Annotated in this window: 5 protein-coding genes and 1 pseudogene; 3 read left to right on the forward strand and 3 right to left on the reverse strand. The window is 34.7% G+C overall.

Going from position 1 to position 14,507, the window contains the following annotated elements; translation table 11 throughout:
- The first annotated feature begins 247 nt into the window (after nucleotides 1–247).
- Nucleotides 248–697, forward strand: coding sequence for an RDD family protein (locus OPS21_RS01800; RefSeq protein ID WP_264336211.1), 450 nt, complete (start codon nucleotides 248–250; stop codon nucleotides 695–697).
- 58 nt (nucleotides 698–755) lie between these two features.
- Here OPS21_RS01800 and purD read toward each other — a convergent pair whose 3' ends face one another.
- A complete protein-coding gene (purD, locus tag OPS21_RS01805) occupies nucleotides 756–2,027 on the reverse strand; it encodes a phosphoribosylamine--glycine ligase (protein WP_213864009.1) in 1,272 nt (423 codons plus the stop codon).
- 33 nt (nucleotides 2,028–2,060) lie between these two features.
- A complete protein-coding gene (serS, locus tag OPS21_RS01810) occupies nucleotides 2,061–3,341 on the reverse strand; it encodes a serine--tRNA ligase (protein WP_264336778.1) in 1,281 nt (426 codons plus the stop codon).
- Between the two features lie 136 nt (nucleotides 3,342–3,477).
- On the opposite strand from serS, the gene OPS21_RS01815 reads away from it, so the two are divergent.
- Nucleotides 3,478–4,974 carry a hypothetical protein gene (locus OPS21_RS01815; RefSeq protein ID WP_405197034.1) on the forward strand — a complete coding sequence of 499 codons (1,497 nt, stop codon included), beginning with the start codon at nucleotides 3,478–3,480 and terminating at the stop codon, nucleotides 4,972–4,974.
- 7 nt (nucleotides 4,975–4,981) lie between these two features.
- A pseudogene (gene dusB, locus OPS21_RS01820) lies at nucleotides 4,982–5,931 on the forward strand (tRNA dihydrouridine synthase DusB).
- Between the two features lie 34 nt (nucleotides 5,932–5,965).
- Here the strand turns inward: dusB and OPS21_RS01825 are convergent.
- Nucleotides 5,966–14,485 (reverse strand): DNA-directed RNA polymerase subunit beta/beta', encoded by an 8,520-nt coding sequence (locus OPS21_RS01825; RefSeq protein WP_265027680.1) that lies wholly within the window; start codon nucleotides 14,483–14,485, stop codon nucleotides 5,966–5,968.
- Nucleotides 14,486–14,507: the final 22 nt, after the last annotated feature.

Raw genomic sequence — 14,507 nt, forward strand, 5'->3', positions numbered from 1 at the left:
ATTATTTTTCTTCCATTTTGGCTGCTGTCTTATTATTACCTTGAACATTCTCAATTTGACTATATTGCCTTATGTTGTCTCTTGTGTCCTGTTGTAATATTAATTTTACTTTTTGTATTAGCAATATTTGATAAACGCAAACAAACGTTTTATGATAAGATTGCAAAAACAGTAGTAATAGAATATAAACCTAGTTGATGTTTTTCTTTATAGGTAGTACATAGATAAAAAAGTAAACTACTCAACGATGACAAGACGTACTCTAGCATTTATAGTTGATTGTATTTTATTTATCGCAATACCATTTGGTTTAATGGCGGTGGGTTTCTCACTTACACACGCAATACAAGGGATCATGGGTGCAATAATTGTAATCACCACGATTGTATTTTCTTTATTTTTAATGATACCATGTATATTTCATATATTCATGCTAGTAAAATTTGGCGGCACTCCAAGACACTTGTTATTTAGCATGCGTGTAAAAGACAAAGATACATTTGAGTCAATCACTACAATGCAAGCAATGAAAAAGACTATAGCTCTTTTTATAATTTATTGCATATCACTTTGTAATCCCATTTTATTCTTAGCTATACTAATCTTAGTTTTAGTATGTGTAGTAGGTGATGAACATAAACAAGCTTTTCACGACAAAATTGCAAACACGGTAGTGATAGATTATAAACCTAGTTGATGTTTTTCTTTAGTTTACTGCTTGCAAAGTGACTTTTTTCGTTTCTGCATGAGCTAAATTAACTACCAATATCATACCTGAAGAACCCACCTGACCATTCTAGAAAATTTAATGCTGAGTACACTTTACTTTTAGCTTCTTCCACAGTGTTTCCTTCTCCTACTATATTTAGTACCCTTCCGCCATCGGAAATCCAATTACCATTTTCATCTAGCTTAGTACCAGCATGAAATACTAGCACTCCAGGAATGTTTTCAATTTTATCCAATCCTTTAATTACCTCTCCTTTTTGATAATCACCAGGATAGCCTTTACTTGCAACGACTACACAAACTGTAGTTTTGTGATTAAACTCCACCATTTTTGTATTTAACTTGCCTTCTGCAACTGACAACATCAACTTTAGCAAATCACAATTTGGATCAAGTCTAGGTAACATAGATTGTATTTCCGGATCCCCAAACCTAACATTATACTCAAGAAGCTTTGGACTATCTTTGCAAATCATTAAACCAGCAAAGAGTACTCCTTTATAGGATGTTCCCATGTTAGTCAGTGCTTGAATTGTAGGATATATTATTTTTTGGATAATTTTTTGCTCCATCTCCTTACTTATAATCGAAGGTGATGAGTATGACCCCATGCCTCCAGTATTTTGTCCCTCATTATTTTCACCAACTCTCTTGTAATCTTTTGCACACCCAAGGGTTACTACCTTCAACCCATCAATAAGAGCAAAAAAACTTACTTCCTCTCCAATTAAAAACTCTTCTATGATTATTTCTTCACCTGACTCACCAAGATTTTTCTCCACTAGCATTGAATCTATTGCTGAAAAAGCCTCATTTTCTGTGTGGCATATTATGACACCTTTCCCTGCTGCAATTCCATTTGCTTTAATTACAAGCGGCAATTTTATTTTATTACTACGGACAAAATTTTTAGCTAACCTTTCATCAATAAAACGTTCATACTTGGCGGTCGGTATACCATATTGTTTACATAGTTCCTTCGTAAAAGACTTTGATGCCTCAAGTTTTGCAGCTGCTTGACTTGGAGCAAAAACGTTTATCCCCTCCGCAGTTAAATCATCAGCAAGTCCATTAATTATCGGTTGCTCTGGACCAATAATTACTAGCTCTATATTTTCTTTCTTGCAAAATTGTGTAACATCCACTGAATCTTGAATATTTATATTCACAAGAACTCCAAAATTCTCCATGGCCGGGCGACCAGGAGTAACATATAACTTAGTCAAGATAGGAGACTTCTTTAGAGCCCAAAGTAAAGCATGCTCACGCCCACCAGAACCTATAACCAAAACCTTCATCTTTATTTCCTCGCTTTTCTATATATGTCAAAATTATTGTTTGCTTATAACAGTATCATTACTCATGTATCTTTGCAACACGTTTGGTATTGTAACTGACCCATCGGAATTTTGATAATTCTCCATTATGGCAACAATTGTTCTTCCTATGGCTAAAGCTGAGCCATTTAAAGTGTGAACGTATTTTTTTGTTTTTCTGTCATTTTCTAAGAAGTATTTAGTGTTCATTCTTCTTGCCTGGAACGTACCGCAATTTGAGCAGCTTGATATTTCTCTATATTTATTTTGCTCAGGTAACCATACCTCTATGTCATAAGTCTTTTGTGCAGCAAAACCCATATCACCACTGCAAAGTAGCATTACTCTGTACGGTAATTCTAGTTTTTTTAATATCTCTTCGGCAACACTAGTCATACGTTCAAGCTCGTCTTTTGACTGGTCTTCAGTTGTGATGCTTACCAACTCCACTTTACCAAATTGGTGTTGCCTTATCATACCTCTTGTATCTCGTCCTGCACTGCCAGCTTCTTTACGAAAACATTCTGAATATGCAGTAAAACGAATAGGCAGTTCTTTTTCTTCTATTATTTTGTCAGCAACTAAATTTGTTAAAACTACTTCACTTGTGGGAATTAATCTTAATTTATCAGTAGTTAAATATGAGTCATCAGAAAATTTTGGTAGCTGACCAACGTTATACATCGCCTCATTTTTCACCAGGGCTGGGTGATACACCTCAGTATAGGCAAATTCATTAACATGTGTTTCCAGCATAAAATTTATTAATGCTCGTCCAAGCTTAGCTAACTGTCCTTTTAATATTGTAAACCTTGATCCAGAAATTTTTGCTGCTTGTTCAAAATCCATCAAGCCTAACCTTTCTCCGAGTTCATAATGAAATTTTGGTGTAAAATCAAATTTTCTTCTCTCTCCATATTTTCTGATTTCTACGTTAGAGCTCTCATCTTCACCTATTGGCACGTTTTGTGCAGAGATATTTGGTAAGTTAGATAAGATATTCATTAAGTTATCTTTCTCCGTTTGCTCTTTTAAGCTGATTGCTTCTATCTCATTTGTTATGTTTCTTGACACTTCTACCTCATTTTCACAGGAGCTTTTGTTCATTTTAAGCCTCTTTATTTCTTCCGTGATCTCATTGCGTTGCTTATTTAAAGCTTGCAATTTAGTAGTCAGTGATCTTTTTTTATGGTCAATCTCTAATATTTCTTCTGTAGTAAATTCTTTCACCCCTCTGCTTTTTATTGCTTTTTCAAATCCTTCAGGGTTTTTGCGTATATGTTCTATATCATGCATATGTTGTGCTATTACTAACATCATTACTGTACTTCAAAAGCTTTTAATGCTCAATATTTTTACATATAAATGCTAATATTGATTTTACCTTCATAATTTGCTAGAATTAGTTAACGTAGTATTCATAAAATATAACATGTTGGGCATCCGAGAAAAGTACAATACATTTAAAGAGAGTACTCACTTCACTAAACTTAAGGCTAGTGGAAGATTTGCTGTCTACGCTTTTTGTATATATTTGGCGACTACATTTATCATTGGCTGTTTGGGATTGATAATGGGATCTTTCCTCTTAACCTTACCACTTGCTATGCTCATCTCCAACCCTATAGTTTGGATTTTAATGGGAATAGTGCTTACAGCAACATACAAGATGGTTATTGAACCTTTATTTTACTTGGTAAAAGATTATGTTGATGAAAAAGGAACTGTAAAGGAAGAAAAGAGTCCAAAAGAGCAAAAATTCACAAGAAGTAAATCACTGGATAGTGGACTAGATACTATATCAAGACAAACAAATGATTCGGATAAGAGGGTACGTAGAAATTCCTATTCTCCATCTACAGATAGTGGTATTGTACCAGGAAGTGAACCTGCCTCAAGTAAAAATAGTCGTAGAAATTCTAATGCTTCAGGAGATAGTGGTTTGGGTGGCAAGGAGTTTCATGAAGATTTACAAACTCTTATGCATCAGACAAATAGAGAAAATTACTATTACTTGCTACAAGAACATGATATTTCTCATATTGCAAGAGCTGTATATAACTATTCAGAAAATTCAAGTGGCAATGTACTTTTTTGTATTCCTGGTGATGTGAGTACTTTAAACTCAAAACTGAAAGAGTATAAAATAGAACAAGGGAACACAAAAAAAATCTTTGCCTCGATTATTAATTTAGGAGGAAATCATTGGGTAACACTGATAGTCACATGTAATGGTAACAGACAATTTAGAGCTTATTATTGTGACTCATTTGGTAATAAATTACCAAATGAGGTTGAAGGAAAGGTAAAAGACGATATAAGTCTTGCTAATGAGATTGCTGAGAAGTGTCTAGTACCCTTAAGTAATGAGGTGGGAAGTTTAATACGGGAAAGAGAAAATAATCCAGATAATGCTAGCCTTAAAGAGAAAAAAGATGATGTTGAAAAAACATTAGGTCATGCAAGAGAAGATAGAAATAAGTTAGTTAGTAAGCCAATTGATACTAGTTATATAGTGGGCATATTGCAGGAAACCTTAGAGATAGGAAATGATAGCATAAAGAGTTCTGCGGTTGATCAGCAAAAAGATGGCTGTAATTGTGGAGTATTTGCTTTAGAAAATGCTCATAGGATTACGGAAATGCTCAACGAGGATAAATCATTTGATGAAATTGACAGAGAGTTATCAAAGTACAAGCCTAAGCCAGAAGAATTGCAAGAAAAAAGAAGAGAGTTCGCAAAAGCACTTATGGAGGATGAAGAGTGGAAAGAATCCATTGCTGAAGGTGGAATTTTACATGATGCTCTACAGCAGCTTAGTCTTGAAGATAGTAAGAAAGAGGAAACACAACCTGCCACAAGTTCATCTCTGCAAGATGCTATAATAATGGCTTATAACAGTGTCAAAAATACATTTTTTAGCAACTAGAAAGCCTGTGTCTCTCCAAGTAGGAAATCTAACTATTGATTCTCCAGTTATTTTAGCGCCAATGTCTGGAGTGACTGACTATCCATTTAGGAGTATTGTAAAGAAACTTGGTGCAAGTTTGCTAGTCTCAGAAATGATTGCAAGCAGAGCTATGATAATGCAAACTCGCCAGAGCATGCAAAAAGCAAAAGTCGATGAACTAACCGCTGTACAACTTGCTGGTTGTGAGCCTGATGTTATGGCGGAAGCTGCAAAGTTAAATGAGGGCATGGTGCAAAAATCATAGATATAAATTTTGGTTGTCCAGTTAAAAAAGTTGTAAACGGTTACGCAGGGTCAGCACTTATGCGTGATGAAAAAAAGGCTGCTGAGATAATAGAAGCTGTAGTCAAGGCAGTGAGTGTGCCAGTTACAGTAAAAATGCGTACTGGATGGAATGACGAAAATCGTAATGCTCCGCGCTTGGCAAAAATTGCAGAAGATTTGGGAGCAAAGATGATTACTGTACATGGAAGGACAAGGGCACAGCTTTATAATGGTCAAGCAGATTGGAAATTCGTTAGAAATGTTAAAGAGCAGGTAAAAATTCCAGTTATAGTAAATGGAGATATTAAGAGTTTGAATGATGTTCAAAGTGCACTTAAAGAATCTGGGGCAGATGGAGTAATGATAGGTCGTGGTGCTTACGGCAAACCTTGGCTGATTAATCAAGCAATAAACTTTTTGAGTGGAAATAAAGTTTCTGAGCCAACAGCCTCAGAGAGATTAAGCATAATACTCAAGCATTATGACAGTATTCTTGAGTACTATGGAAGCGACATAGGAATAAAGATGGCCCGCAAACACATAGGTTGGTACAGTAGGGGGCTTCAAAACTCATCTGAATTTCGTGTAAGAGTAAATAACATAATAGACAGCACAGAGGTGAAAGAAAATATAGTTGATTTTTTTAGTTAAAAACAGATTAAACATACTACCTCATTAGATATATTCAATTTGACTGATCATAGTGCGATGCCACCACACTCTCTTCTTCATCAGAATGTAATTGATAACTATTATCACTCAGCAATTTTTCGTCATAAGTCTCAATATCAAAATATTTTTCATATTTATCTATATTTTCACAAAGCGAAAGTGCTTTCACCTTATTCATAATCAGACCCGTACCAGCAGGAATTAACCTTCCTACTATAACATTTTCTTTTAACCCACTCAAAGGATCACTCTTTCCGCAAAATGCTGCTTCCGTAAGTACTTTTGTTGTTTCTTGGAAAGAGGCAGCAGAAATAAAGGAATTAGTTTCAAGGCTTGCTCTAGTAATTCCCTGCAGAATAGGAAGATAATGAGCAGGTCGTTTTCCAGAGTTATTCATAGCATCATTTTCTCTATCAATTTCCAGCCTGTCGATATTTTCTCCAATTAAGTACATAGTATCACCAGGATCGGTAATTTCTACTTTTTGTAGCATTTGCTTTAAGATCACTTCTAAATGCTTATTATCTATGCGCACACCTTGCAATCTATAAACTTGCTGTATTTCAGAAATCATATAGTGTGCTAACGCTTCTAACCCAAGCACACGTAGAATATCATGAAGATCAGGATCGCCATCCATCAATAAATCACCTTTACGCACAAAATCACCTTCATTGACTATTACATGCTTACTTCTTGATACTAAATACTCAACTTGAGAAGCTTGCTCATCTACAGGTTTAATTACTACACTGCGTTTTCCTCTACGGTCTTTTTCAGAGAGCGTTACATAGCCATCTATTTCACTAACGATAGCATGCTCTTTAGGACGACGTGCTTCAAATAATTCTATAACCTTAGGCAAGCCACCAGTAATATCACGAGTTCTAACTGACTCTCTCGGCGTTCTTGTGATAACATCACCTGCATGAACCTTTTGGCCATCCTGTACATTAAGCACTGCACCAACTGGTATAAAGTAACATGCTTCCACACCACTTGAAAGTGTTATTACTTTTTCATTATCATCAAGCAGTGCAATACGAGGACGTAAATTAGCTACACCAGAGTGCAATTTCCAATCTTTTACTACTCTATTTGATATTCCTGTAGATTCATCCATCACTTCAGTGATTGAAATTCCATCTTTTAAATCCTGGTAAGATATTGTACCACTCTTTTCCGTAATAATAGGTAGTGTATACGGATCCCATTCCGCAACTTTATCACCAATTTTTACTAACTCACCCTCATTTACATAAAGTTTAGCACCATAAGGCACACTGTGCTTCAATTTTTCACTACCAAGGCTATCAATTAAAACGACTTCACAGGAACGGCTTATCACAATTTTATTTCCGTTTTTATCTATAATTATATTACTATTGTTTAGTTTTATTCTAGCATTAATAGAAGCTATAATATTTGAGGATTCAATACCTCTAGTCATTACCCCACCTATATGGAAAGTACGCATCGTTAACTGAGTACCTGGCTCTCCAACAGATTGAGCAGCGATAACACCAACTGCTTCACCTATTGAAACAATTTTACCAGTTGCAAGGTCTCTTCCATAACACAAAGAACACACACCAGGACTTATTTCACAAGTTAAAGGCGATCTAATTTTTATAGCATCAAGACCTGCAATGTTGATTTGCTTTACTTTACCTTCATCAATTAATTCCCCTGCTTTTAATAATAACTCTTTGGTTACTGGGTTATATATATCATTTGCAGCTGTTCTACCCAGTACAACACTCTCTAGAGATGCAACTATAGTACTACCTTCAACTATAGCTCTTACAATAAGGCCATTTTTCGTTTTACAGTCATGTTTTGTAACTATGCAATTTTGAGATACATCAACCAAGCGACGAGTTAAGTATCCAGAGTTTGCAGTTTTAAGTGCAGTATCAGCTAAACCTTTACGCGCACCGTGAGTAGAATTAAAGTATTCAAATACATTTAATCCTTCGCGAAAATTAGAAATTATAGGTGTTTCTATAATTTCACCAGAAGGTTTGGTCATTAACCCTCGCATTCCTGCTAACTGCTTCATCTGGGAAGTAGAACCTCTTGCACCTGAGCTAACCATCATATATATTGAATTGTACTTACTATTTTCATCATACACAGATATCGCTTTTAACATATCATTCGCTATTATATCTGTGCACTTAGACCACTCATCTATAACTTTATTATACCTCTCACTTTTAGTGATTAGTCCGTCTTGATACTGTGCAGAAAATTTCTTAATTTCACCCCTTGTATAATCAACGTGTGTAGCTTTAGTTTCAGGTATGACCATATCGCAACGACTAAAAGAAGTACCAGAAAATGTAGCATACTCAAAGCCAAGTGTCATCAATTTATCAGAAAATACCACTGTAGCACTTTGACCGCAGCTACGATATACTAAATCAACAATACTAGTTATTTCCTTAACTGTTAATACCTGATTTATTAAATCGAAGCTTAGATTCTCATGTTTAGGAAAAATCTGCCATAATATTAAACGTCCAGGAGTTGTACAAATAGTTTTATACTGAATGTTTCCATCGCTATTGATGTATTCCATTTTGTACTTTATATGAGAATGAATATGTAGAGTACCGTTGTTTAAGGAATGCTCAACTTCACAAAAAGAACAGAAAAGTGGTAAATCATCCTCCTTAAGTTGCTGTAAAGTTAGGTAGTATATACCAAGCACTATATCTTTACTAGGAACTATAATCGGTCTTCCATTAGAAGGACTTAAAACGTTATTAATTGACATCATCAACACTCTAGCTTCAAGTTGAGCTTCCAATGAAATTGGCACATGTACCGCCATTTGATCACCATCAAAGTCAGCGTTAAATGCTGTACAAACAAGTGGATGAAGCTGTATTGCTTTACCTTCAATAAGGACTGGCTCAAAAGCCTGAATACCAAGCCTATGTAGCGTAGGCGCTCTATTTAGCAAAACAGGATGCTCTTTTATTACTTCTTCAAGCATATCCCAGACTTCTGGCTTTTCTGCTCTTATTAACTTACTAGCAAATTTAATAGTTGGAGCCATTCCATATATTTTAAGCCTTGAGTAAACAAAAGGCTTGAATAACTCAAGAGCCATTCTTTTCGGTAATCCACACTGATTTAGTTTCAAAGTTGGACCAACAACTATTACAGAACGTCCAGAGTAGTCTACCCTTTTTCCTAAAAGATTCTGACGGAAACGACCTTGCTTTCCTTTCAGCATATCGCTAATAGATTTTTTATATCCAGTAGCGCCAGCTTTATTTACCAGAGCATTACGACGACTATTATCAAAAAGAGAATCAACTGCCTCTTGTAACATTCTTTTCTCATTACGAATCATAATCTCAGGAGGATTTAAACTTAATAATTTTCTCAATCTATTATTCCTATTAATAATAGTTCTATAATGATGATTTAAATCAGAAACTGCAGGTCGACCACTTTCAAGCGATACCAAGGGACGCAAATCAGGTGGTAAAATAGGTATAGCTGTAAGTATCATCCACTCAGGTCTGTTTCCAGACTTGATAAAATTTTCAACAATACGTAATCTCTTTATAATTTTCTTTCTTCTTATTTCAGAAGCAACAGATTCTAACTCCTGTCTTAAATTCTTCCTAATTTCATGTAAATCAAGGCGTGTTAGCAATTCTCTTATAGCTTCAACACCTTGCATAGCTATAAAGCTATCGACCCCATAGCTATCTTTAGCTTCATTATAAGCTTTCTCACTAATAATTTCACCTTTTTCAAAAGAGGAAACAAGGGGATCTATTACAACATAATTATCACTATATAAAATACTTTCGATATCTCTAAGAGACATATCTAATAATGTTCCAATTCTTGAAGGAAGTGACTTCAAAAACCATATATGAGCAACAGGAGATGCAAGCTCTATATGACCCATTCTTTCTCTTCTTACTTTAGAAGATGTAACTTCTACTCCACATTTTTCGCATATACGGCCCCTATGTCTTCTTTTTTTGTACTTTCCACATAAACATTCATCATCATTGACAGGACCAAAAATTTTAGGACAAAATAATCCACCTTTCTCAACTTTGAATGTACGGTAGTTTGCAGTTGAAACATCTGTTATCTCTCCATAAGACATACGTTTAATACTTTCAGGGCTAGCAATGGAAATGCTAACCTCATTAAAAGATTGTGCGATATTAGTGTGAGATATATCTTCAATTACTATGTCATTTTGCTTCAAATCCACATTAAAACACAAGGAACGCAACTCTTTTATCATGACATTAAAGGATTCAGGAATTCCACATTCAAAGTTACTGTCACCTTTTATTACCGATTCATAAATCTTAACCCTGCCATTAATGTCATCAGACTTCACAGTTAACATTTCCTGCAAAGTGTAAGCAGCACCGTAGGCTTGCAATGCCCAACATTCCATTTCACCAAAACGCTGACCACCAAAATGAGACTTTCCTCCAAGAGGTTGTTGAGTAACCAAACTATAAGGTCCTACTGAACGCGCATGAATTTTACCATCTACTAAGTGATGCAACTTAAGCATGTACATGTAACCAACTGTAACTTTGCGATCAAACTTCTCACCCGAACAACCATCATATAATACAACTTGCCCAGAGTTATCCAATCCAGCAAGTTCAAATAGCTTTACTATTTGTTCATCTTTTGGACCTTCAAATACAGGTGCAGTAACAGGAATGCCATCACGCAACTTATACGCAAATTCAATGAGGTGATTATCATTAATATCGCGAATGTTATTACAAATAGATAAATTACTGCCACAACTATAAACCTCAATCAGGAAGTGACGTAAACTACTGTGTGCATCTTTACAAGAGTTGAAATAATTCTCTACTAATGTAGTCAATTCATTATTTAATTCATCCTTATTAGGCGTATCTAAAATAGAAGCCGTTATTTCATCATCATTAATATCCTCAAATTTTTTATTATCAAGATATAATGCTGCAAATTTTTCAAAATCATCATCACTGAGAGATCTAATTGCCTCACAAAAAGCACGTTTGATTTTATTGATCTCATCAAGAATATTGCCTACTTTTTCTCCTAATTTTTTACAAGCCCAACCTACATGCGTTTCCAATATTTGACCTACATTCATTCGCGAAGGAACGCCAAGAGGGTTAAGAATAATATCAATAGGAGTACCATCTTCTAAATAAGGCATATCTTCTACTGGAACAACTCGAGAAATCACACCTTTATTTCCATGTCTACCAGCCATTTTATCCCCTGGCTGCAAACTATGTTTTACAGCAATAAAAACTTTTACTGACATCGACACACCTTGAGGCAGATCATAACCTTCATGCAATTTTTCTACTTTTCGCTTAAAGTTTGTTATTGCATGTGATACTTTTTCATCAAAATCTTTTTTTAAGCTCTCAACTTGCTTAGAAATAGATTGGTTTTTCAATCCTATATCCCACCATCCCTCACGTTCAATAAAATTAATACTTTCTCGATCTTGCGAGCCAGAATTAATAAGAATTTTTCTTAATTCATCATAGAAATATTGATTAATAACATTGATTATATGGTCCCGCTCTTTCTCAAAATCATTTACCTCTTTTTGCTTAATAAGAAACGCCCTTTCGTTTTCTTCTTCCCCTCTGCGTGTAAAGACCTGCACATCAATCACTATCCCTTCAATATCTGGAGATGTATATAAAGAGGAATCCACACAATCAAATGACTTTTCACCAAAAATTGTCATTAACAATTTTGTCTCAGGAGGCAATGAAAGAGAATGCTTAGGTGTAACTTTCCCCACCAAAATATAACCTGGACCAACTCTTGTACCAACCTTTACTATACCACTATCATCCAAGTGATAAAGATTTTCTTCATTAACACCGGGTATGGCACGAGTTATTTTTTCCGACCCTAAAGGAGTGTCATGTACAACACATTCAAATTCTTCTATATGAATAGAAGTAAATAGATCTTTTTTAACAACTTCACTAGAAATAATGATTGAGTCTTCAAAATTATAACCTTGCCAAGACATAAAAGCGACTAGCAAGTTTTGGCCAAGTGCCAATTCACCGTTATTAATAGCAGGACCATCGGCTATCACATCACCTTCCTTAACACAATCACCTACATGCACCAGTGGTTTCTGGTTAATACAAGTATTATGGTTAGAACGCTGAAATTTTCTTAGATGATAAATATCTACATCCAAGTAGTTAATTCCTCCTTTGTCAAAAGCACGTATAACTATAGAGTTACTATCTGAGCTGTCAACTATGCCACCACGTTTTGCTAAAACTACAGCACCAGAGCCAGAAGCTACGAAAGACTCCATGCCAGTAGCAACCAAAGGAGCAGTAGGCTTCAATAAAGGTACAGCTTGACGCTGCATATTTGAACCCATTAACGCTCTATTAGCATCATCATTTTCTAAAAATGGAATTAAAGAAGCAGCAACCGATATTACCTGCTTAGGAGATAAATCAATGTAACTTACTTGATTACTATTTACCATTACAAAGGTACCAGCATACCTACAGTATAACATATCATCAACAAAGCAGTTGTTTTCATCAAGCTTTGCGCTGGTATCGGCTATATAATATAAACCTTCATCTATAGCAGACAGATACTCAATTTGATCAGTAACAACCTTATTAACTACTTTCCTATAAGGACTTTCAATGAACCCATATTTATTAATACGAGCGTATATAGCTAAGCTGTTAATTAAGCCTATATTCTGCCCCTCAGGAGTTTCAATAGGGCAAATTCTTCCGTAATGAGTTGGATGAACATCACGCACTTCAAATCCCGCCCTCTCTCTTGTTAAACCACCAGGACCTAACGCTGACAACCTTCTTTTATGTGTTATTTCAGATAATGGATTAGTCTGATCCATAAATTGAGATAATTGGGAAGAGTTGAAAAAATCTCTTAAGACATTGGTTAACACTTTTGGATTTATAAAATCAGATGGAGAGACTTTATCTAAACTAGAAGTAGACATAGAATCAACTACTGCCCGTCCCAATTTTAATAATCCAGTTCTAAATTGATTTTCTATAAACTCTCCAACTGAACGGACTCTTCTATTTGCTAAATGATCAATATCATCTACAGATCCTTGACCATCACGTAACAATACTATTTTTCTTATAATTTCAATAATGTCTTCATGTGTTAAAGTAGTTAAATTTTCCTCATAATTTAACCCAAGGCAAGAGTTAAGTTTCAATCTACCAATGTTAGACAAATCATAATATTCCGGACTGAAGAAAAGATTACGAAAAAACTCCTCTACTATCTTTAAAACAGGAACTTCACCTGGACGCAAAACCTTATATATTTCATATAGAGCGTTCTCATAAGACATGTTTTCATCTAAGAAAAGTGTGTTTAATATGTAAGGTCCAACAGAAACATTATCTATGTTCAACACTGATATTTTATCTATAGATAATAATTCAAGCTTTTTTATATCCTCTAATTTTATAGATTCACCAGCAGATAAGATTTTTGTAGAACTAGCACTATCTATTAAATCTTCTGCAAGAAATAAACCACATATAGAATCATAAGGAATTAGATACTCTTTCAACCCGTTATCATATAGATTTTTAGCTAATTTTGAAGTAATACGAACATTAGCTTTAAGTAACACATTACCTTCAACATTCTTTAAATCAAAAGGAAGCCTCACTCCCTTGAATTTATCAGGGAAAAAAGGTACTTTCCAGCCACTTTTATGTTTTATATACTCTATTTTTTCATAAAATTTATTAAGTATGTCATTATTTGATAAGCCTAAAGCCTTTAATAAAACTGATATTGGCAACTTTCTCTTTCTATCAATACGAAAATACAAATGATCTTTAACATCAAACTCAATATCAAGCCAAGAACCTCTATAAGGAATAACTCTAGCAGAATAGATCAATTTGCCAGAATTGTAAGTTTTTCCCTTATCACTATCAAAAAACACTCCAGGAGATCTATGCATTTGTGAAACGATAACTTTCTCTACGCCATTGATGATGAAAGTACCTTTATCAGTCATCATAGGCAGTTCACAAAAGCGAACCTCCTGCTCTTCAGCAGATTTTATAACAGTTGCAAGCTTAGAATGATCATCATCTTCTTTAATCTCTTGATATTTTTCAAGAGAAACACCATCCTGCATAATAACAAGACGTATAGAAGCAATAACCTGAGCAGAAAAAGTTATACCACGTTTTATACATTCAGACTCACTATACTTAAGATCATCTACCCTACAATTCAAAAATTCGATAGTAGCCCTATGCAAAGGATCAGATATTGGAAAAATTGTATGAAAGATAGCTTCAAGTCTTTCATTACTCTCATTATTAGGAGTAAAGGAATTATATGACCCCTTTTGGACTTTAACCAAATCCAACAAAGAATCTTTTAAATCAATCGACCTGGAATAAGAAACTCTAGGAACAAAAGGACTAGAAGCACACATATAAGAAGAATCAACCATTAAAATACCTTCACTAATTAAA

Origin of the sequence: Wolbachia endosymbiont (group B) of Chorthippus parallelus (genome assembly GCF_947251815.1) — a bacterium.
Lineage (GTDB): Bacteria > Pseudomonadota > Alphaproteobacteria > Rickettsiales > Anaplasmataceae > Wolbachia.